This window comes from Moraxella pluranimalium (assembly GCF_002014825.1).
In the GTDB taxonomy this organism is placed as follows: domain Bacteria; phylum Pseudomonadota; class Gammaproteobacteria; order Pseudomonadales; family Moraxellaceae; genus Moraxella; species Moraxella pluranimalium.
Genome location: NZ_MUYU01000015.1, coordinates 129725 through 151026, shown reverse-complemented (window position 1 = coordinate 151026; position 21302 = coordinate 129725). Strand labels below are relative to the sequence as shown.

The following is a 21302-nucleotide window of genomic DNA, read 5'->3' as shown; positions in this document are numbered from 1 at the left end:
ATCAGCTTAGGTTAAAAAATAAGGAAATTTTATGACGCTGACTTATACTGCACCGCTTGATGAGATGCGTTTTACGCTCAAAGAAGTGTTTGATGCGCCAAGTTTTTGGCAAGCTCATGACAAGCTTAGCCATGTCGATGAAGACACGGTGGATATGATTTTGGATGAGATGGCAAAGTTTGCCACCGAAGTACTATTACCGCTCAATCAATCAGGCGATGATGAAGGGGCGAAGTATCTGGGTGATGGTAAAGTTGCCACGCCAACGGGCTACAAAGATGCCTTTGCTCAATATGCTGAAGCAGGCTGGATTGGGCTTGGCGGTGACCCAAACTATGGCGGGCAGGGTATGCCAAAGATGGTCACGATGCTGACCGAAGAGATGATGTTCGCCACCAACCAAGCATTTGCTCTGTATCCCAATCTCACCGTAGGTGCTAGCATCTGCCTGCTTGCGGCGGCAAGCGAAGCGCAAAAAGCGATGTATCTTGAGAAGTTATACGCAGGGCAGTGGGCAGGCACGATGTGCTTGACCGAAGCGCACGCAGGCACGGATTTAGGGATTATCAAAACTCGTGCTGTGCCAAATGGCGACGGTAGCTATGCCATCACGGGGACTAAGATTTTTATCACTGGTGGTGAGCATGATTTGGCGGAGAATATCATTCACTTGGTGCTTGCCAAGACACCAGATGCGCCTGCTGGCTCAAAAGGTATTTCGCTGTTTATCGTGCCAAAAGTCATGGTGAATGATGATGGCAGTCTAGGCGAGCGCAACAATGTCAAGGCAGGCTCTATTGAGCATAAGATGGGTATCAAAGCATCAGCGACTTGCGTGATGAACTTTGATGGAGCGACAGGCTATCTTGTGGGTGCTGAAAATACAGGGCTTGCAGCGATGTTTGTGATGATGAACTATGAGCGTGTCACGATGGGGCTACAGGGTTTGGGTGCAAGCGTACTGGCTTATCAAAACGCCGCTGCCTATGCCCAAGACCGCCTGCAAGGTCGTGCTGATACAGGTGTCGTCAATGCTGATAAACCTGCTGATGCCATCATTCATTTTGCTGATGTGCGCCGTATGCTATTGAACGCTAAGACCAATAGCGTCGCTGCTCGTACCTTTGCGATGTATGTCGCCAAAAATCTCGATATCGCCAAATTCAGCGATGATGCCGATGCGGTGCAGGCAGCCCAGGCGAAGGTTGCGCTACTGACACCGATTGCCAAAGCATTTGTCACTGACAAATCATTTGATGCGACCATCGACTGTCAGCAGGTCTTTGGTGGGCATGGTTATATCAAAGAATGGGGTATGGAACAAATCGTCCGTGATACGCGTATCTCGCAGATTTATGAAGGGACGAACGGTATTCAGTCGCTGGATTTGCTTGGTCGCAAGGTCATCAAAGATGGCGGCAAGGCGATGTTTGCGTTCTTGGATGAGATTGCAGCTGCTTGCCAAGCAAGTACAGCAAACCATGCCATCGTCACAGCGACGGCAGAGTCTGTAAGCACAGTGCGAGCCTTGACCGAGTCGCTGATTGAGACTGCCAAATCCGACCCGCACGCCATCAACGCTTCTGCGGTGGATTATCTGCACGCTGTTGGCTATCTGTGCTATGCTTATATGTATCTGTTGATTGTCAATGCAGCTGATGGCAAGGCGGGCGAGTTTTATGAATCACGCCACAAGCTTGCTGATTATTTTGTGGCACGCAGTTTGCCTGATTTGCAGACTCATGCCCAGATGGCAAAAGCAGGCTCTGCGACACTGATGGCATTTGACCAAGCGTTTTTTGTCTAAAGACGCATTAATCCTATTTGTCGTTATCCAAAGCAAATCACCCAGTGTGGTTTGCTTTTTTTATCAATTGTATCAATTTTCATCAATGCAATTATTTAACTGATATTATCAATTTACATAATAAAAATTCAAAAAATACAAGATTTTGATACAAATTTTGTCCAATAAATTCACTTTTGGAATTTGGCAAAATGGGTGAAGTGTGTTACAGTGTGGCAAGTTTTATCAGAAAAATGCGTGATTTTATTGGCAAAACTTAGCAATAACACCTGTAATGACAAGTGTCAATCGTCCCAAGATTGCACCGCATTTTTCAAAGCCATCAGTTGAGTACGGAGCCCTTTGTGACTTTATCAACCAGTCAAGATTTACAGCATATCCTGCAACATATCGCCATGCTACGGGAATTGCCTGAGCCTGAGTCGCTCAAGCGATTGATTGACGCATTGCGTGTGGATAGTGATGATGTGGATGGGGCGAACGCCAAGATTGATGAGCTCATTGAGCTATTGCAAGCCAATCCTGAATACGGTCAGGCGCTGGCGGCATTTATCCTAAGACTGATTACCAAATATCGCCAAATTCCTTTATATACCGATGCGGGGATTGCGTCGGATGAGACTTTTTTTGGTAGTGTGACCAAGCTGATTGGGCATCGCTTTTTGCCATTATTGCCCAACGAAGAGCTGGTGGTCGAGCTTGCCAATTATCTATTTGACCAAAAAAATGACTACAAATGGATTGCCAATATCGATGCGGACAAATGGGATACGCTCGTTGATTTGGTGCAAGTCGGCGCTGATGATTTAAGTTTGGTTGCGCAGATTAAGAATAATATTCTAAATGCGATTGTTATCCTATCTTATCGTGTCAGTGGCATGGGTCTGCACGCAGAGTTAATGGAATTTTATCCTGAGCTACTCAATCACTCGGCTGCCTTTGTCGCCCAAAACCAAGAAGCTATCTTGTTCGTCAATCAGTACCGCCAAGCACATAAGCTGGATGAGATGACCGATGAGATGCCTGAAGTGGACATTGACCCTGCGCCATTATTGGTGATGGTGGAGCAGTGCCAAGACATCGTGACTAGCGTGCGTAAGCGGGTGTATAAGACGGGCATTTCGATTCGCATGACGAACCTGCTTGTACGTCTGGAGCAAAGCTTGCATCGGATGCAGGTGCTGGTGGATTTGGTGACGGATAAAGATGCCAACCGTGATAAATCCATCGTGGAGCTGGCATCGTCTGTGGTGCGTACTGCCAATACTCGCTATCGCTTTGGCTCATTGATTGAGAGTAATACCAAGCTATTATCACGCAAAGTCACTGAGAATGCCAGCCGTGTCGGTGAGAACTACATCAGTACCGACCCAAGTGGCTACAAAAAAATGTACCGTAAAGCAGCTATCGGTGGTCTGTTTATCGGCTTTATGGCGACGCTAAAAATCTTGGGCTCATATCTTGTGCTTGCGCCGATTGGCAAAGCATTTATCAATAGCATGATTTATGGCTTGGGCTTTGTGTTTATTCATATCGCCAAAGGTACGGTCGCAACCAAACAGCCTGCGATGACAGCAGCGGCAATTGCATCGACGATTTCAGAATCATCGGGCAAAAAAACCCAACAAATGACCAAGCTTGCCGAGCTGATTGTTGATATTTTGCGGACGCAGTTTGTGGCGATTTTGGGGAATATTTCGGTGGCGATGCCGGTGGCGTTTTTGATTGCTATCAGTTGGAAATACTTAAATGGCGCGCCGATGATTGATGGTAAGATGGCAGCATATCTACTGCATGACCTAGACCCAATCCGCTCGCTATCATTGCCACACGCTGCCATTGCCGGGGTGTTCTTGTTCGTGTCGGGGCTGATTTCGGGCTATTATGACAATTTGGCCGCTTATAATAAAATCGGTGAGCGTATCCGTCGCCATCCATTGCTCAAAAAATTCTTATCCCCTGATTGGCAAAATAAGCTAGGCACATTTGTAGAAGCGAATCTTGGCGCTATCATGGGCAACTTTATCTTTGGTTGCTTTCTTGGTAGTACGGCGACGGTTGGTTATATGCTTGGCTTGCCGCTGGATATTCGCCATATTGCCTTTGCGTCAGCGAACTTTATTCATGGTATTTTCCATCTATCGCCACAGGATTTGACTTGGCAGGTGATTACCTTGTCATTTGTGGGTGTGCTACTGATTGGTATGGTCAACTTGATGGTGAGTTTTTCTTTGGCATTGATGGTGGCACTGCGTTCAAAAGGGGTGAAATTCTTTGAATGGAAACGCCTAAATCGCCTAGTATTTGACCATTTCAAAAGCCGTCCTTTGGACTTTGTATGGCCACGCAAAGAAGCGGTCAAATATGCACAGATTAACAGTGATGGCGAGATGATTCATGACGAAGTCAAAGACAAAGAAACCCGCTTTTTCTCTGATGCCATCGTCCGCCGTCTAGGCTTTAAGCCAAAAGATGCTAAGGAAATCTCACAAGACATCAGCGAAGCGACTTTTGAGCCGGTGAGTGATGAATATTTGGCGCAGGCAGATAATGGCGAAGAGCAACATTCATCCCTGCCAAAGCCGGATAATAAGCCAAAACTGCCCAAATAACTAGTCCAAATAAACCGCCCAAATAATTTGCCAAATAAATAAAAATTTTGGCAAATTATCATTGGGGTGATTGACTGTTGATGTGGTAGGATGGATAATAATTCACCCTGTTTTTTGTACCAAATCATGCTGATAGCGATACTTAATATCCGCCCTTTGTGTGTTGTCATCAATTAAGGAATGATTGAATGGGCTTGCCGTTTGCAAAGCTATTTTTAACAAAATCCCTAAGTGGTGTGCTTGGGGTGTCCGTGCTGTCTATGCTGTTGTCAGGCTGTATGACTAATGAAGAAAAACAAAACATTCAGCACCTACAAGACACAACAGCGATGGTGTGGCAAAAATGTAAAACCGATTACCCTGATTGGTTCGCTGATAAGCCTGATAATAAGCTGTACTGCACCACCTTGTCCGTACCGCTAAACCAATACGCACCAACTGCCGAGCGTGTGTCATTGGCGCTGAGCGTGTTGCCTGCCACCCAAAAAGCCATTGGCAATCTCATCATCATCGCAGGCGGGCCGGGTGAGCATAGCCTTGATATGTCGCTTGAATGGCTAGATGCCAACGCGCCACAACTTCAACAACTACGTAAGCAATACAACATCATCGGCTATGCACCGCGTGGTGTTGCACCATCGACACCCGCCATCAGCTGTGGCGATACACCAATTGATGAATTGCCAAGCGACACCGAGCCAAAAGATGTGATGGATTTGTGCGAAAAACATACAGGCAAAGCCGTGCTTGCACACATCAGTAGTCGTGATGCGGTGCTTGACCTTGAGCGGATACGAGTGGCATTAGGTGGCAATCAGCTCAATGCCATTGCTTATTCGTACGGGACAAAGGTGCTGATTGCTTATGCTGAACAATTCCCCACCCATCTGCGTGCAGGTGTGCTTGATGGCGTGGTGGATGTGACGCAGACATCAGCGCAGTGGCGAGCCAAGCAAGAGCTTGGGATGCAAGATGCCTTTGAGCGATTTGTGGCGGATTGTTTGACACATTATGACTGTGTCTTTGAAAGCTTGACACCTGACCAAGACAGTATCAATTATCAAACTGGGGCAATGCTTGAGCCTGTGCCAAGTTTTGCTGAGCAATTTCATCAGATTCTAAGACATATCGATAGCCAAAAACTAACCGATCGCTATGAGCAAGTCATCACCGCCGATTCGGTGCTATCCGTATTTAGCGAACTGTTGTATTATCAAGAGACTTGGAAAGATGCTAGGTGGGTGCTGGACGGCTTAAGCCAAGGCAAAACGGCATTTTATAATGAGTTTGCCAAGCCAAAACAGCAGGTTTTTGAAGAAAATTCACGTCTTGTAGCAATCAACTGTGCTGATTCTGCCACACCTTGGCATGAGCGCAACAAGTCAGCCCAAAGTGATGAGCGAGCGCAAATCGATGCCTTGACGAGCTTTGATGATTATCCGTCAAATTCACAATCGCATTTTGCTGATTTGTGCTTTTATTGGCCTTATGATGGCACAGATAGCTATGCGATGCCAAATAAAGGCGCAGGCACGCCGCAGCTGTTATTCGTGGCGCAGACCCGTGACCCAGCCACCCCTTATGATAATGCCGTCAAGATGGCGCAAGTCTTTGGTGCACCGCTCATCACTCGCAATGCCAACGGGCATACGCTTGCACTACAAGGACTAAGCCAATGCGTGGATAGTGCAGTTGCAGAGTATTTGAGCGAGCCAAACAAACCGATGGCGTCGCAAACTTGTCAAGACTAATTAAATTGACCGATGTTGATAGAGTGGGCTTTTTTGATGGTATCAATCCATAAATCGTGGCTTTGATACGGCGTTTGACTGTTGTAAGCCATCATCTTGTATCGTGCAGATAATGTTAATAACAAAAATGTACACGCAAATGAAAATTGCTAATAAATAAGAGTATCAATCAATTAATAAATAAGTGCTATGCTTGATTTTATTGGGTTTATCAGACTTGTTACGCCAAGATTGCAAATTTGCACTATTTTATTTATCTGCACAATATATCTAGATTCTCCAACGACATTGAAGTATAATCGCCAACTTGTATTGTATATGGCATTTGTGGGTAATCTTTATGACATCACAGCACTCTTGGTATCGCTACTCCATCAATCCTTTTGTACTGATGGGTTTGGTGGCGTTATTTTTGGCGGCAACAGCGAACCTGACATTTTTTGAAAAAGCGATGGCGGTCTATCCTGTATCGGATAACTTAGGCTTTATCATCTCAATGGCGGTTGCACTGATGGGTGCTATGCTATTGATTGTCGTGCTATTATCCTATCGCTATGTGCTAAAGCCTGTGCTGATTTTATTACTTATCATGGGTGCGGTGACGAGCTATTTTACCGATACTTATGGCACGGTCTATGATACCACCATGCTCCAAAATGCCATGCAAACCGACCAAGCTGAATCTAAAGACTTGATGAATTTGGCGTTTTTTGTGCGGATTATCGGGCTTGGCGTGTTGCCAAGTGTGTTGGTCGCATTTGCCAAAGTCAATTATCCAACATGGGGCAAAGGCCTGATTCAGCGTGCGATGACGTGGGGTGTCAGCCTTGTGCTGTTGCTTGTGCCGATTGGGCTATTTAGCAGTCAGTATGCGAGTTTCTTTCGGGTGCATAAGCCAGTGCGTTTTTATATCAATCCGATTACGCCGATTTATTCGGTGGGCAAGCTTGCCAGTATCGAGTACAAAAAAGCCACTGCACCAACAGACACCATCTATCATGCCAAAGATGCCGTGCAGACCACCAAGCCTAGCGAGCGTAAGCCACGCCTAGTAGTGTTCGTCGTCGGTGAGACGGCGCGTGCTGACCATGTGCAGTTCAATGGCTATGGCCGTGAGACTTTCCCACAGCTTGCCAAAGTTGATGGCTTGGCGAATTTTAGCCAAGTGACATCGTGTGGCACATCGACAGCGTATTCTGTGCCGTGTATGTTTAGCTATTTGGGTCAAGATGACTATGATGTCGATACCGCCAAATACCAAGAAAATGTGCTAGATACGCTTGACCGCTTGGGCGTGGATATCTTGTGGCGTGATAATAATTCAGACTCAAAAGGCGTGATGGATAAGCTACCTACCACGCAGTATTTTGATTATAAATCAGCGACCAACAACACCATCTGTAACACCAATCCCTTTAATGAATGCCGTGATGTCGGTATGCTTGTTGGGCTAGATGACTATGTCAGTGCCAATAATGGCAAAGATATGCTCATCATGCTACACCAAATGGGCAATCATGGGCCGGCGTACTTTAAGCGTTATGATGAGCAATTTGCCAAATTCACCCCTGTGTGCGAAGGCAATGAGCTTGCCAAATGCGAACACCAATCACTCATCAATGCCTATGATAATGCACTACTTGCCACCGATGATTTTATCGCCAAAAGTATCGATTGGCTAAAAACACATGAAGCAAACTACGATGTCGCTATGCTCTATGTCAGCGACCACGGCGAGAGCTTGGGCGAGAATGGTGTCTATCTGCATGGTATGCCAAATGCCTTTGCACCAAAAGAACAGCGAGCCGTGCCTGCGTTTTTTTGGTCAAATAATACGACATTCAAGCCAACTGCCAGCGACACTGTGCTGACGCATGATGCGATTACCCCGACATTGCTTAAGCTGTTTGATGTCACAGCCGACAAGGTCAAAGACCGCACGGCATTTATCCAGTAAGTTATCAGCATCACCCAATCCCAAGCCATCATACTACATCATCGTGTGATGGCAAAGGGCGGTTTTGCAATGTGTTTTGCAATGTTTTTTTAGGAATGTATCAGATGACCAATCAGCGTCGATGGATTGAATGTGCGATGGCGCTTATGCTGGCAGGCGTGGCGACGATATGGCTTGAGCATAGTGTGATTGATTTGATGATTGCCAACTGGTTCTATCTAGGCGATGGACGGTGGGTGGTGGATAAATCCGCCGTCATGCCTGATTTGATTTTTTATACCGGTATCAAGCGTGTATTAATCTTGCTTGAGCTGTATTTGCTCATCGCCTGTATTTATCGCTATTATCAAGCCAAAAAACAGCGTCAATCATCACAAGCATGGCCAAAACCCGTGCAACGCTTTTCACAACAAGAGCTTGTATATCTGGTCGTGGTCATGCTGATGATACCGACAGTGGTGGCATCGCTCAAGGCAGTCACTCATGTGGTGTGTCCAGCATATCTTGAGTTGTTTGGTGGGGAGTTGTCTTATTTACCGATGTGGCAGAGTATGCGGGCAGGATTGGATGCCAAATGCTTCCCTGCGGCACACGCCAGTAGTGGCTTTGCTTTGTATGCCTTTGCATTTTTGCCAAGTTTGAATAAATACCGTATAAAAATCGCTTTGGTAGTCACTGTGATAGCATGGCTAATGGGCGGTTATAAGATGCTGATTGGCGACCATTTTATCAGCCATACCATCGTGTCGATGTGCTTGGCTTGGGCGATTTGTGCGTTGATGGCGATGGTGTTTTTTAAGAAAAGTTAAATTGATAAGGTTTAATTAGCTTATTCGGTTGGTGGATTTTTGGTATGCTTAGATTTTTTGATTTTTGCATGACAAAGAGCATCTGACTTGCCAAAGTCGCCGTCGCAGTCACGAATAAGCCAATTCCCACCAAGATATAGCCTACGGTAAATAGCTTGCCAAGCATGGTCTGTGGCGAAAAATCACCATAATCCACCGTCGCCACAGTAATCACCGAAAAATAAAACGCATCTACCCATGACCATTTTTCAATAACATGATAAAACACAGTCGCAAGCCCAATCTGTGAAAAGCTTAGGCTCATCAAAATTTTGACCTTTGGGTTGGCAAACGCAAGGCGAATGGCATACATCAAATCCCGTACAGGATTGAGCGTATCATCATTTTGTTTCATTACAATAACTTATCAATCAGACCACCAATCAAAAATCCTGCCATGCCGATAATCACGCTCATGCCAGTATTGATTTTCTTGGCGGTGGCAAGCACGGTAGCAATAATACCGCAAATGGTGGCTATCATCGGGCTATGCTCGGTCGGCGTCTCAAAAAACGGCAACATCAAGACCATCGTCATCGCAACGATAATCGCACCACCTAAGGGGGCGAGTGGTGAATTTTCGGCGGTAAAAAATCGAATGATGGGCGAATTATCAGGTAACAAAAACGGCAATGCACGAGACAAAGCGGTCAAAATCGCCATCGCCACCACCGCAATCACCAATGTCGAAAAATTAGCTTGGCTAAACATGGCTACCCCTTATCGTCTGATGCGATTGATGACTAATTGCACAAGCACGCCCATAAAGCCTGCGACCAGTAGGGCGATTTCACCATGCCCATAGCGTGTGCAGATGATGGCAATCACTGCTGCGACGACAAGAGCAATCCGAAAGCGTGGCTCACTGATAAAAGCGTGCGTCGAGAGCGACACAAACAACGCCACAAACGCAAAATTCATCACCGCACTCATCGTCGGATAATCAGCGAGCGCCTGACCACCGACAATCCCCGCTATCGTGCCACCCCACCATGACACCCATGAGACGACAGCCAGCCCAATCAGCCACGGCTTTTGATTGCCGATGTCTTTGAGCTTTGCCATTGCGGTGGCGAACACTTCATCGGTGATGAGTGGTGCAACCCAAATCATGCCATCACTGGATTTAAGATGGCGTTTCATTAATGGGGCGTACAGTAGATGCCGTGAGTCGAGCAGGGCGCACAGGCCGACGACGGCCGTAACACTTGCGCCACTCATGATGGATGCAAAGAGTAGGAACTGACTTGCGCCTGCATAAATAAACAGGCTCATCGCCACAATCACCCAAGTGGGAAATCCTGCCGCCGTCGTCGCCATACCAAAAGCAATCGCCACAGGGATATAGCCCAGTGCGATAGGTAGGGCAGCTTGACAGCCTTGAAGTAGGGCTTGGCGATTGGACTGATTCATGATGTGCTAATGATGATAAAAATCACCATTATAACGAAGTTTGATAAATTGGCAAGCGTTAGTTATCGTAGCTATAACACATTGAAATTATTAATGTTTTATCATAAGATGAATTTAATTCATGATTTTTCAAAAATATATCATTTTTATTCATGTTAGCTTTGTGGTTTAATAGCACCTGTCGAAATTTTAACCATTTTTTAAATTGATTGACCAGATAAAAAGGTGTCCACATGACCACACAATTTCAATGCCAAGTCAAAACCATCGCCTTTGATGAAAATTACACCCCTGCCGAGAGCACTCGTTTGACGACGAACTTTGCTAATTTGGCTCGTGGTGACAACCGCCAAGAAAATCTACAAAACTGTATCCGCATGATTAATAAGCGTTTTAATGATTTGGCGAATTGGGATAACCCGACTGCCGACCGCTATTCGGTGGAACTTGAGATTGTCTCAACCGATTTGGATGTGACGGGCGCAGGCGAGTTTTTCCCAGCGATTGAAATGCTAAAAACCTATGTCATCGACCACAAAACCGGTCAAAAAATCGATGGTATCATCGGTAATAGCTTCTCATCGTATGTGCGTGATTATGATTTTAGCGTGCTACTGCGTGACTACAACCAAGACAAGTCGACATTCAGTGTACCTGATAACTATGGCGATTTGCACGGCGAATTGTTTAAATTTTTGTTAAATTCAGATGAGTTTCGCAGTGTCTCCCAAAAAGCACCAGTGATTTGCTTGTCTGTCGCCACGACCCGCACTTATCATCGCACCACCAATGTGCATCCGATTTTGGGCGTGGAATATCAGCAAGATGCCTATTCATTGACCGATGAGTATTTTGCCAAGATGGGTCTGTCGGTGCGTTATTTTATGCCGCCAAAATCAGTTGCGCCATTTGCATTTTATTTTGCAGGGGATTTGCTAAATGACTTTAGCAATCTTGAACTCATCAGTACGATTGCGACGATGGAAGCTTTCCAAAAAATCTATCGCCCAGAGATTTATAATGCCAATTCGGTGGCAGGTGAAGTGTATCAACCAAGCTTGACTTATGATGATTATTCTTTAACCAAAGTTGACTATGACCGTGTCGAGCGTACCGAGCTTGCCATCAAGCAAGGTAAATATACTGAAGCCAATTTTATCAAGCCTTATCAAGCTATCTTGGATGCTTGGCTACACAACCAAAACCAAAGCAAAACCCAAAATCAAGCCGCTTGATGGCAAAACAATAGCGATTTATTTACTTATTTAAAATTAACAAAGGCAACATCATGAGCAAATTATTATTACCAACTTCAACCGCAGGCAGCCTGCCAAAACCTGTGTGGCTCGCCGAACCCGAAAAACTGTGGTCGCCATGGAAACTGTCGGGCGATGCACTTATCGAGGCTAAGCAAGATGCGCTATTGGTCTCGCTCCAAGAGCAACTCAGCGCAGGCATTGACATCGTCAGCGATGGCGAGCAGACACGCCAGCACTTTGTGACGACATTCATCGAGCATTTAGACGGTGTGGATTTTAATCAGCGTGAAACCGTGCGTATCCGCAACCGCTATGATGCCAGCGTGCCAACGGTCGTCGGTGCGGTATCTCGTCCAAAGTCGGTGTTTGTCGATGATGCCAAATTTTTGCGCCAGCATACCGACAAGCCTATCAAATGGGCGCTGCCGGGGCCGATGACGATGATCGATACTTTGTATGATGCGCACTACAAGAGCCGTGAGAAATTGGCTTGGGAATTTGCAAAAATTCTTAACGAAGAAGCCAAAGAACTAGAAGCTGCCGGCGTGGATATCATTCAGTTTGATGAGCCTGCCTTTAATGTGTTTTTTGATGAAGTCAATGATTGGGGCGTAGCGACCCTTGAGCGCGCCATCGAAGGGCTCAAATGCGAAACGGCGGTGCATATCTGCTATGGCTATGGCATTGAAGCGAATAACAACTGGAAAAAGACGCTCGGCAATGAGTGGCGACAGTACGAAGAAAGCTTCCCAAAACTACAAGCATCAAACATTGACATCATCTCGCTAGAGTGTCAAAATTCTCATGTGCCGATGGATTTGATTGAGCTGATTCGTGGCAAAAAAGTGATGGTGGGTGCTATCGATGTGGCGACCAATGCCATTGAGACGCCTGATGCGGTGGCGGATACTTTGCGTAAGGCATTGCAATTCGTCGATGCGGACAAGCTTTATCCTTGCACCAACTGTGGCATGGCACCATTGTCTCGCGCTGTGGCTCGTGGCAAGCTTGAAGCACTCGCAGCAGGTGCGGCGATTGTGCGTGCTGAGCTGTCTTAATCAGCCTTAGTCGGCATTGCTGGATAATGAATCATCGCAAAAGTTGGGATAATTCCTGACTTTTGCTTGACTGTTTTATAATGATAAGTGAAAAAAATGGTAACCAATACAGAATTTAAAAACGCCATGTCAAAGCTTGTGAGTGCGGTGCATATCGTCACGACCGATGGCATATCGGGGCAACATGGCTTTACCGCATCGGCGGTGTGCAGTGTGACAGATGCGCCACCGACCTTGCTTGTGTGTATGAATGGCAATGCGCGCTCGTATGAACATTTTGTCGAGAATCGTGTGCTGTGCGTCAATACATTGGCGGCAGAGCAGGATAATTTATCCAATATCTTTGCATCGCCGATGACATCAGAAGAACGCTTTGCGCAGGCGAAGTGGACGACGCTAACCACAGGCGCGCCTGTCTTGACATCGTCACTGGTGAGCTTTGATTGTCGGATTGATAAGATTGAAACGGTGGGTACGCACAGTATTTTTATCTGCCAAATCATCGCCATCAAGGATGATCATGATACCGAAGCGGGCTTGGCGTATTTTGGGCGGGCGTATCATCGGGTGTCAGCTGTCCAAGATAGCTAGTGTGGCAAACACGGTGATAATGATGGCAAAGCGGTGATATTTATGACATAATGCAAACTACTCATTCATGATGATATGTTTGGTAAAAGCATTATGTTGAAAACATTCTTGGCATTTTGCCTATCTCTCCTACCCTTATGTGCATCAGCCAGCGACATTGCGCTAGCAAAGGCGAAATTTGATTTTGCACCTGTGGCATGGCAAATAGACGATGTGGCGCAGGTGAATCAGCCACACTACCAAAAGCTGATACTCACTTGGCAAACAGGGGGTGGGCAGGCGATGGTGGATGTGCATTATTTTGCCAAAGAACCAGTGCTAACCCAGCAGGATATTGTCAGTTCTGAGATGGGTGTGAATGAATTGGGGTTTTTATCATCTATCATCAAAATCACACCCCAAGCAGCCACACGCCTAGAAAAAGCAACCAAGCAAGCATTAAAAACAGGCGGTGCGCACATCTGTATCGTGGATGATTCTTTGACCAAAGTGTATGACACATTAAGCCTGTTTGAGCCATTGACTGGTGAAGAATTTGAGTTTAATTCGCCTAATCTGTTGGCATTATCAACTCATCAAAACTTGCAGTTTGTGCTGTCTGACTATGTCGCAAGAGATGGCTATACACTCAAAAATATCACTCGTATCCCACCACCTGAATCCATACAGCACCCTGTGTATTTTGCAAAACAGCGGGGAGTGAATCAAGATGACATCGAGCGGCTAACTATCATCAATCAAGGTGATATTTATGGCGTCGGGTCAGATGCCTATGTACTTGTGGCGACGCTCAAGCCATCGGCTATCGCCAAAAAAGATGCGCTGATGTTTGATACTAGTGTGGGCTTAATTATTCATCATCCGCATGAGTCGCTTTGGTATAATTATGCACCAAGTTATGAAGAGCAGCTTACCTTACCAGATAATCAAATCGCCATTGCGATGAGCTTTGAACCATCTACGCTCGCATCATTGTTTGAATAAAACTATCCCCAGTACTAGACTGGGGATAGTCATATTAACAAATCTGCATTTACATCTTCTCAACAGTCTTAATACCAAGCAAATCAAGACCTTGCTTGAGTGTCTTGGCGGTGAGATTGGCAAGCAATAGACGACTGGTCTTGGTCGGCTCATCTGCCGATAGGATTGGACAGGCTTCATAAAAGCCTGAGAACACCCCAGCCAATTCAAACAGATATTGGCAAAGCAGATGTGGCAGTCCATCTTTGGCGACGGTGAGTAGCACTTCTTCAAACTGCAATAGTTTCACCGCTAGGGCGCGCTCTTTGTCATCGCTGATGCTGATTTGACCTGTCAGCGTATCGCCATCGACGCCTGCTTTGGCAAAAATCGAGCGAATACGGGTATAAGCATATTGCATATATGGGGCGGTATTGCCTTCAAATGACAGCATATTATCCCAGTCAAAGACATAATCGGTGTTGCGATTTTTTGACAAATCGGCATATTTGACCGCACCGATGGCGACCGCATCGATGACTGCTTGTTTTTCGGCGTCGGTCAAATCGGGGTTTTTGTCATTGATGAGCACAGTGGCACGCTCGATGGCTTCGTCCAATAGGTCGTTGAGCTTGACCGTACCGCCTGTACGAGTCTTAAACGGCTTACCATCTTTGCCCAGCATCATCCCAAAGGTGAAATGCTCAAGGCTGAATGTCTCGGGCACAAAGCCTGCCTTACGAGTAATCGTCCAAGCCTGCGCCATGTGCTGCGCTTGGCGTGCATCGGTAAATACCAATGCACGGTCGCCGTGCAGGGTCTCATAGCGGTATTTGGCAGCGGCGATGTCGGTGGTGGTGTATAGGTAGCCGCCGTCCTTTTTTTGGATGATGACGCCCATCGGCTCGCCTTCTTTGTTTTTAAATTCATCCAAAAATACCACGACTGCGCCATCATCTTCGACCGCAAGCCCTTTGTCTTTGAGTGCTTGTACCACGACAGGTAGCATCGGGTTATACAGACTCTCGCCCATGACATCATTAGGGGTCAGGGTGACATTCATACGCTCATAAGTGGCTTGGCACTGCGTCATGGTGATATCGACAAGCTTACGCCACATCTCAAGACAATACTCATCACCGCTTTGGAGTTTGACGACATAATTGCGAGATTTCTCGGCAAAAGCTTCGTCATTATCATAATTTAGCTTAGCTTGACGATAGAACTCTTCGATGTCGGATAAATCCATATCGGTGGCGTTTTCGTTTTGCATCTTTTCAAGATAGGCAATCAGCATACCAAACTGCGTACCCCAGTCGCCGACATGGTTGGCACGGATGACGGTATTGCCCAGAAACTCAAGCGTACGCACGACACTATCACCGATGATGGTGGAACGCAGATGCCCAACATGCATTTCTTTGGCGACATTCGGGGATGAATAATCGACCACCACACGCTGATTTTGGCTAGTATTCACGCCCAATTTAGCATCGCTATTGGCAGTGCTGACACTATTTTCTAGCCATTGATTATTTAAGAAAATATTGATAAAGCCTGCACCTGCGATTTCAACTTTACTGGCGATATCGCTGGTATCAAGCACATCGATGACATTTTGGGCAAATTCACGGGGATTTTTGCCCAGTTTTTTGGCAGCGCCCATGATGCCATTGGCTTGATAATCGCCAAATTGTGGCTTGCCTGATTGACGCACGAGCGCTTGGACATCACTGTCTGCACCTGCCGCAATCATGGCTTGTTTGATTTTGTCATTTAAAAGCTGTTGAATATTCATAATTGACCGTTATATTCAAATTGATTGTGAATTGTATAAAAAATCGCCGACTAAAAACGGCTTATCATAGCAAATTTTTACAAAAAAATCTTGGGTTTTGGCAAGATTACTGGCGTTATTGCTGGCGTTTTGATGTGATGATTGGTAAGTGAATAGGGTTAGCTGCCTTGCTCTGCCCATTTTTCTTTATCTTTAAACATACATTCATCAAAAACCACACAAGCACCGCATTTGGGACTGCGAGCCATGCAGGTGTAGCGACCATGCAGGATAAGATAGTGGTGTGCATCGACGAGAAATTCTCTAGGAATGCGTTTCATCAGTGCTTTTTCGACCGCTAGGACAGTCTTGCCGGTAGCAAGTCCTGTGCGGTTGCCCACACGAAAAATATGCGTATCGACCGCCATCACAGGCTCGCCAAAGGCAGTATTGAGCACGACATTGGCGGTCTTGCGACCCACACCTGCTAAGGCTTCAAGCTCGGCTCGGGTGCGTGGCACTTGACCGCCATGCTTATCCAGCAAATCTTGGCAGGTTTTCATCACATTGGCGGCTTTTGAATTATATAGCCCGATTGAGTTGATATAAGATTTTAGCCCATCTAATCCCAAGTCCAGTATCGCTTGCGGGGTATTTGCCACCTTAAATAGCTTGTCGGTAGCGATATTCACGCTCTTATCTGTCGCTTGGGCTGAGAGCATGACAGCGATGAGCAGCTCAAAGTCACTGCTATAATTGAGCTCGGTGACTGGCTCTTTGATATGCTCGCTGAGTTTTTGGAAAAATGATAAACGCTTGGCATCATTCATCGGGCGAGATGCAGGCGTGTCGGCGGTCTTGGCGGTGGCAAGCTTGGCTGTCTTGCCATCTTTGACGGCGCTGATGGCTTTGGATTTGGTGGTCATACGATTGCCTAAGTCAAAAGTTGAACGATAGCTGATACGCTGATTAATTATTTTTTCTTAACTTTATTGCCTTTGCTGTCTTTGTCGTCTTCGTCATCTTCCCAGCTTTCTAGGCGTTTGGCGATTTTGCCAAAGAGCGTGGTTTTTTTGTATTCGCCGTTGCGGTTTTTGTCATCGACTGCCATGCCGGTGAGTAGGGCGAGTGCTTGACGGATGTTGTCAATGACATAGATGCCAAATTGCCCATCGGCGACCGCTTGAACGATATCATCTCTGAGCATCAGCTGGTCGATGTTGGTGCGGGGCAAGATAACGCCTTGTGTGCCGTCAAGTCCCTTATCAAGACACGCATCAAAAAACCCTGCGATTTTGGCATTGACACCGCCGACCGCTTGCGCTTCGCCCAGCTGATTCATCGAGCCTGTGATGGCAAGATTTTGGTGAATGGGTACATCACCGAGCGCAGACAGTAGGGCGCAGGCTTCTGCCAAAGTTGCGCTATCGCCATCGATGTGTGCATAGCTTTGTTCAAATGCTAGGGATGCACTGAAGTTCAATTCGTGAAATTCGCTAAACAATGAACGCAAAAAGCTTGACATAATCAGCATCCCTTTGGCGTGCAGACTGCCACCAAGCTCGACATCTCGCTCGATGTCTAGGATGTCGCCATGACCAAAATTCGGCTGAATCAGTGCGGTGAGTCTAGCAGGCAGCCCAAACTCGCTATCGGCATAGCTGATGACGGTGAGTGCATTGATTTGACCTGTGGCGAGCCCTTTGGTGGTGATGATTTGCTGACCGTTTTGGATTTCTTGCCAGTATAGCTCTTGTAGATAGCTTGTGCGTTCGTGAATGTCGGCTAGGGCAGTTTTGACATGATGCTGACTGACCGTCTTATCGCCTGCTTGCTTGGCGATACGAGCGGACTCAATGAGCAATCCTGATAGGCGGTCAGCGTGCAAATCAAGCTTGTTTTTGTCATCGGCAAGCTCGGATAATTTATCAATAATCACGGCAAAGGCGGTATTGTCAAACACAGGCAGCTCATAGCCTTTAATCATATCTGCCATCTTATAGACCATGCCAAGTTCGCTGTCGTGCGTGCGTTTGATATCATCATGAAAATCTGCACGGATTTTGAACACAGAATTAAATTCAGGTTCAAATTCTAGCAGTTCATAATACAAATCCGCTTCGCCAAGCAAAATCACCTTGACATCCAGCCCAACGCTATCAGGCTCAAGCGACAGACTGCCTGTCAAAGTCAGCATCTGCTCAAGGCTTGAGATTTTGATTTGTTTGGACTGCAAGGCACGCTTTAGCCCTTGCCATGCATAAGGATGCTCAAGCAGGCTTTGGGCTTCGAGCAGTAAATACCCGCCATTGGCTTTGTGCAGTGCGCCTGCTCGAATCATGCTGACATCGGTAAGCACCGAGCCAAGTTCGGTGGTGTATTCGATATGCCCAAGCAAGTTGAGATGCGTGGGCAAATCTTCAAAAATAATCGGTGCGCCGCTACCTGCCTTGTGGCTGACCAGTACGTTGACCGCATAACGGCTTGGCACATCGCTAAGCACCGCCGCCACAAAGTCTTCGTCGTCTTCGTTGATGATGCGAGCGACATTTTTGACCATGTCATCTTGCATGGCGTGCAGATGGCGGATGGCTTTGGGATAGTCCTTAAAAGCCGTCAGCACAGGGCGAAACATCGGCTCAAGCACCTTGAGCGCTGTGCTTTGGTGTAGTTTATCAAGCTCATCATGCGTGCTGTCTTCTAGGTCTTCTAGCTCAAGCTGTGCATTGGCAAGCTGTTTTTGTAGTTTGGCAAGCGCATCAGTATCAATGGGTTTTTGCTCGTCGATGGCGACAAACTGCGTGCGACCATCGGCAGATGATTTTAAGATAAGATTAAAATTCACTGCATTGGCATTGATGGCGGCGAAGTGGTCATTTTGGGCGGTGGTGATGACGGCTTTGATGGCGTCAATGTGACTTTGGTGGGTATCGCCAAGCAGTTTGGCAGCCAGTTTTTTCTTGGCAAGTTGCCAAAGCTTGTGCGTTTTTTGTTGGAAGCTTTTGGCAAGCCCTGCCGGAAAATCGATAGCAATCGGACGGCGAGAATCTTCAAAATTATGCACATAAACCCAGTCATTTGGCGTGGGCATGGTGCTTGCACGCTCGGCAAGTAGGCGGGTGATGAGCGTGCGTTTGCCTAGACCATTTTCACCGACGGCGAACACATGATAGCCATTGGCACGGATATCAAGCGCAGTATTGATGGCTTTGATGGCACGCGATTGCCCAAAGCTGATATCGGGTTTTGGCAGGCGAGCACGGCTATTTTTGGGTAGGCTATCGGGGTCGGTATAGCGTTTTAGCTCGCTGACATCGAGTTTGTGTTTGCTTAGTAAATCTTGATAATCTTCGGGTTTCATAGTAGTGGCAAATTAGGCAATGGCTATCGTTGTGATGGACGATGTTGAATTTGGTGGCGGTTTTGGGCATTGATGACCGCAAGTTTTCAAAAAATCTCAATGAGAATACTTAAAAAAGGGTATTTTAGCAGATTAAAGCATGATAAAATAGTTATCTTTGTTTTAGCCAAGAATTAAGCCGATGACCGCTGTCGTTTTACCAAAATTTTCAAAAATCAGCCACAAAGCAGATGGCTTTGCCGAGCAGATTCGCCAAGCTGCCGATACGCTTGCCATCACGGTGAGTGATGCGCAGATTGTGCAGATTTTGCGCTATTTGGATGGATTGCTACTTTGGGGCAAGGCGTACAATTTGACCGCCATCACCGACCCTGATGAAGCACTGATTAAGCATATTTTTGACTGCATGGCGATTGTGCCAGATGTGCCATTTGCTGATTGTCGTGATATTCGAGTGCTGGATATTGGCACGGGTGCAGGTCTGCCGTCGGTGATTTTGGCGATTTTGCGTCCTGATTGGCAAGTGGATGCGCTGGATAGTAATTCTAAGAAAATTCGCTTTATCCGTCAGATAGCGAGCGAAATTGGACTTACCAATATTACGCCGATAGCCAGCCGCATTGAGCATCATCACGCCAATGAGCCAAAGGCGTATGATGTAATTACTTCTCGAGCGTTCGCATCGTTGGTGGATTTTGTCAATTTGGCGACACCATGCCTTGCTGATACAGGCGTGCTATACGCCATGAAGGGCAAAGTACCGACCGCTGATGAACAAGCAGGCTTAGAAAATTGGCAAATTGACATCAAAAAAATTCAAGTGCCAAAGCTGTTTGATGACCGCTGTGTGGTTTATCTGAAAAAATAAATTTTTTGAAAAAATAAATTATTTGACAAAGTATTTATAGATTATTTTATAAAGGTTGTATCATGGAAATCATCGCAATCGCCAACCAAAAAGGCGGCGTGGGCAAAACCACAACGACAGTCAATCTGGCAGCAGCACTGAATTTGATTGCCAAGAAAAAAGTACTCTTGATTGACCTAGATTCTCAAGGCAATGCGACCACAAGCGTGGGGCTTGATAAAAATTCGCTACAATATACGATGGCGGATGTGCTACTTGATGGCGTTGCGTTGTCTGATGCGATTACGCCATCACCGATTGGGCTAGATGCCATCGGTGCAAACCGTGATTTGGCGGGGATTGATGTGTCATTGGCAGGGGTGTCTGATGCGCCGTTTTTGTTAAAGCAAGCGATTGAAGATGCCAAAAAAGCTGGCAAGCTTGACTATGACTACATCATCATGGACTGTGCGCCAAGTCTTAGTATGATTACGGTCAATGCCTTTGCGGCGACTGATGGCGTCATCATCCCAATGCAGTGCGAGTATTATGCGCTCGAAGGGGTGGCGGATTTGATTGCGACCATTGATAAGCTAAAAACCATCAATGACAAGCTACATATCCGTGGCGTGGTGCGTACTTTGTTTGACCATCGCAATACATTGGCACAGGATGTATCTGATGAATTGGTGCGTCATTTTGGCGAGCTTGTGTATCAAACGAGCATCCCACGCAATGTGCGATTGGCCGAAGCGCCAAGCTTTGGGCAGTCAATTTTTGGCTATGAAAAATCATCCAAAGGGGCGATTGCTTATCATAAGCTCATGGATGAAGTACTGGCACAGACTAAGGCTCGCTAAGGGAATACCATGAGCAAAAAACGCGGACTGGGGTCAAATCGTGGGCTAGATGCCTTACTTGCCAATATCCAAACGGCTCGTCAGCTCGATGGTGTGGTCAATGAAGCGCATCAGGCGACGCTTGCTGATAAAAAAGTGAGCGAAAAAGGACTTGACACGCTGATACCCAAAATGCAAACTGAACCAGTTGAACCAGTT

At 46.4% G+C, this 21302-nt stretch carries 17 protein-coding genes and 1 pseudogene; 12 read left to right on the top strand and 6 right to left on the bottom strand.

Translation table 11 applies throughout. The features are described 5' to 3' along the window. Nucleotides 1-31: 31 nt before the first annotated feature. The 5 genes from B0680_RS06595 (at nucleotide 32) to B0680_RS06575 (ending at nucleotide 8936) form a co-directional block, all read left to right on the top strand. Entirely contained in the window at nucleotides 32-1807 is a 1776-nt protein-coding gene (locus B0680_RS06595; protein ID WP_078254301.1) for an acyl-CoA dehydrogenase C-terminal domain-containing protein, read from the top strand. Nucleotides 1808-2202: 395 nt separating this feature from the next. Beyond that, nucleotides 2203-4419, top strand: a complete 2217-nt coding sequence (locus B0680_RS06590) for a site-specific recombinase (RefSeq protein ID WP_078254366.1) — start codon at nucleotides 2203-2205, stop codon at nucleotides 4417-4419. 188 nt (nucleotides 4420-4607) lie between these two features. Continuing rightward, nucleotides 4608-6170, top strand: coding sequence for an alpha/beta hydrolase (locus tag B0680_RS06585; protein WP_078254300.1), 1563 nt, complete (start codon nucleotides 4608-4610; stop codon nucleotides 6168-6170). A gap of 340 nt (nucleotides 6171-6510) precedes the next feature. Beyond that, nucleotides 6511-8127 (top strand): phosphoethanolamine--lipid A transferase MCR-2.2, encoded by a 1617-nt coding sequence (locus B0680_RS06580; RefSeq protein WP_078254299.1) that lies wholly within the window; start codon nucleotides 6511-6513, stop codon nucleotides 8125-8127. 104 nt (nucleotides 8128-8231) lie between these two features. Then, nucleotides 8232-8936, top strand: coding sequence for a PAP2 family lipid A phosphatase (locus tag B0680_RS06575; RefSeq protein ID WP_143821376.1), 705 nt, complete (start codon nucleotides 8232-8234; stop codon nucleotides 8934-8936). On the opposite strand, the gene B0680_RS06570 is transcribed toward B0680_RS06575, so the two are convergent. Genes B0680_RS06570 through B0680_RS06560 form a run of 3 tightly spaced genes read right to left on the bottom strand, consistent with a single transcriptional unit; the run spans nucleotide 8923 to nucleotide 10388 of the window. Continuing rightward, complete coding sequence (locus tag B0680_RS06570) at nucleotides 8923-9330, bottom strand: potassium channel family protein (protein ID WP_078254297.1); 408 nt, start codon at nucleotides 9328-9330, stop codon at nucleotides 8923-8925. The two genes, B0680_RS06575 and B0680_RS06570, sit on opposite strands and share 14 nt — an antisense overlap. Beyond that, nucleotides 9330-9686: an AzlD domain-containing protein gene (locus B0680_RS06565; RefSeq protein WP_078254296.1), complete on the bottom strand. Its 357-nt coding sequence runs from the start codon at nucleotides 9684-9686 to the stop codon at nucleotides 9330-9332. The genes B0680_RS06570 and B0680_RS06565 overlap by 1 nt, the downstream gene beginning before the upstream one ends. Nucleotides 9687-9695: 9 nt before the next feature. Beyond that, nucleotides 9696-10388: an AzlC family ABC transporter permease gene (locus tag B0680_RS06560; protein WP_078254295.1), complete on the bottom strand. Its 693-nt coding sequence runs from the start codon at nucleotides 10386-10388 to the stop codon at nucleotides 9696-9698. Nucleotides 10389-10621: 233 nt separating this feature from the next. Here B0680_RS06560 and B0680_RS06555 point away from each other — a divergent pair, with 233 nt between their 5' ends. The 4 genes from B0680_RS06555 (at nucleotide 10622) to B0680_RS06540 (ending at nucleotide 14280) form a co-directional block, all read left to right on the top strand. Then, nucleotides 10622-11623: a DUF1852 domain-containing protein gene (locus B0680_RS06555; RefSeq protein WP_078254294.1), complete on the top strand. Its 1002-nt coding sequence runs from the start codon at nucleotides 10622-10624 to the stop codon at nucleotides 11621-11623. 53 nt (nucleotides 11624-11676) lie between these two features. Continuing rightward, on the top strand, nucleotides 11677-12705 hold the full coding sequence (locus B0680_RS06550; protein WP_078254293.1) for a methionine synthase: 1029 nt from the start codon (nucleotides 11677-11679) through the stop codon (nucleotides 12703-12705). Between the two features lie 96 nt (nucleotides 12706-12801). Further along, on the top strand, nucleotides 12802-13296 hold the full coding sequence (locus B0680_RS06545) for a flavin reductase (protein WP_078254292.1): 495 nt from the start codon (nucleotides 12802-12804) through the stop codon (nucleotides 13294-13296). A 93-nt stretch (nucleotides 13297-13389) separates the two neighbouring features. Then, nucleotides 13390-14280, top strand: a complete 891-nt coding sequence (locus B0680_RS06540; protein ID WP_143821375.1) for a hypothetical protein — start codon at nucleotides 13390-13392, stop codon at nucleotides 14278-14280. A 49-nt stretch (nucleotides 14281-14329) separates the two neighbouring features. Here B0680_RS06540 and argS read toward each other — a convergent pair whose 3' ends face one another. The 3 genes from argS to B0680_RS06525 all read right to left on the bottom strand — a co-directional run bounded on the left by argS (nucleotide 14330) and on the right by B0680_RS06525 (nucleotide 19397). Further along, nucleotides 14330-16057 (bottom strand): arginine--tRNA ligase, encoded by a 1728-nt coding sequence (gene argS / locus B0680_RS06535; protein WP_078254290.1) that lies wholly within the window; start codon nucleotides 16055-16057, stop codon nucleotides 14330-14332. Nucleotides 16058-16215: 158 nt separating this feature from the next. Next, the gene (nth, locus tag B0680_RS06530) at nucleotides 16216-16866 is read right to left on the bottom strand and encodes an endonuclease III (RefSeq protein ID WP_078254365.1); all 651 of its coding nucleotides are present in this window, start codon (nucleotides 16864-16866) and stop codon (nucleotides 16216-16218) included. A 143-nt stretch (nucleotides 16867-17009) separates the two neighbouring features. Beyond that, nucleotides 17010-19397 carry a Lon protease family protein gene (locus B0680_RS06525; protein WP_078254289.1) on the bottom strand — a complete coding sequence of 796 codons (2388 nt, stop codon included), beginning with the start codon at nucleotides 19395-19397 and terminating at the stop codon, nucleotides 17010-17012. 181 nt (nucleotides 19398-19578) lie between these two features. Here B0680_RS06525 and rsmG point away from each other — a divergent pair, with 181 nt between their 5' ends. From rsmG to B0680_RS10825, 3 genes and pseudogenes are all read left to right on the top strand, one after another. Beyond that, nucleotides 19579-20265: a 16S rRNA (guanine(527)-N(7))-methyltransferase RsmG gene (gene rsmG / locus B0680_RS06520; protein ID WP_078254288.1), complete on the top strand. Its 687-nt coding sequence runs from the start codon at nucleotides 19579-19581 to the stop codon at nucleotides 20263-20265. Nucleotides 20266-20327: 62 nt separating this feature from the next. Further along, nucleotides 20328-21104 (top strand): ParA family protein, encoded by a 777-nt coding sequence (locus tag B0680_RS06515; RefSeq protein ID WP_078254287.1) that lies wholly within the window; start codon nucleotides 20328-20330, stop codon nucleotides 21102-21104. Nucleotides 21105-21113: 9 nt separating this feature from the next. Then, nucleotides 21114-21302, top strand: a pseudogene (locus B0680_RS10825) (ParB/RepB/Spo0J family partition protein); the annotation flags it as partial.

Bases quoted from the DNA above. Each gene is read 5' to 3' on its own strand.
- nth (WP_078254365.1), bottom strand. From the start codon at position 16,866: ATGAATGATGCCAAGCGTTTATCATTTTTCCAAAAACTCAGCGAGCAT.
- B0680_RS06560 (WP_078254295.1), bottom strand. From the start codon at position 10,388: ATGAATCAGTCCAATCGCCAAGCCCTACTTCAAGGCTGTCAAGCTGCC.
- B0680_RS06595 (WP_078254301.1), top strand. From the start codon at position 32: ATGACGCTGACTTATACTGCACCGCTTGATGAGATGCGTTTTACGCTC.
- B0680_RS06545 (WP_078254292.1), top strand. From the start codon at position 12,802: ATGGTAACCAATACAGAATTTAAAAACGCCATGTCAAAGCTTGTGAGT.
- B0680_RS06580 (WP_078254299.1), top strand. From the start codon at position 6,511: ATGACATCACAGCACTCTTGGTATCGCTACTCCATCAATCCTTTTGTA.
- B0680_RS06515 (WP_078254287.1), top strand. From the start codon at position 20,328: ATGGAAATCATCGCAATCGCCAACCAAAAAGGCGGCGTGGGCAAAACC.
- B0680_RS06590 (WP_078254366.1), top strand. From the start codon at position 2,203: ATGCTACGGGAATTGCCTGAGCCTGAGTCGCTCAAGCGATTGATTGAC.
- argS (WP_078254290.1), bottom strand. From the start codon at position 16,057: ATGAATATTCAACAGCTTTTAAATGACAAAATCAAACAAGCCATGATT.
- B0680_RS06555 (WP_078254294.1), top strand. From the start codon at position 10,622: ATGACCACACAATTTCAATGCCAAGTCAAAACCATCGCCTTTGATGAA.
- B0680_RS06525 (WP_078254289.1), bottom strand. From the start codon at position 19,397: ATGAAACCCGAAGATTATCAAGATTTACTAAGCAAACACAAACTCGAT.
- rsmG (WP_078254288.1), top strand. From the start codon at position 19,579: ATGACCGCTGTCGTTTTACCAAAATTTTCAAAAATCAGCCACAAAGCA.
- B0680_RS06540 (WP_143821375.1), top strand. From the start codon at position 13,390: ATGTTGAAAACATTCTTGGCATTTTGCCTATCTCTCCTACCCTTATGT.
- B0680_RS06570 (WP_078254297.1), bottom strand. From the start codon at position 9,330: ATGAAACAAAATGATGATACGCTCAATCCTGTACGGGATTTGATGTAT.
- B0680_RS06565 (WP_078254296.1), bottom strand. From the start codon at position 9,686: ATGTTTAGCCAAGCTAATTTTTCGACATTGGTGATTGCGGTGGTGGCG.
- B0680_RS06585 (WP_078254300.1), top strand. From the start codon at position 4,608: ATGGGCTTGCCGTTTGCAAAGCTATTTTTAACAAAATCCCTAAGTGGT.
- B0680_RS06575 (WP_143821376.1), top strand. From the start codon at position 8,232: ATGACCAATCAGCGTCGATGGATTGAATGTGCGATGGCGCTTATGCTG.
- B0680_RS06550 (WP_078254293.1), top strand. From the start codon at position 11,677: ATGAGCAAATTATTATTACCAACTTCAACCGCAGGCAGCCTGCCAAAA.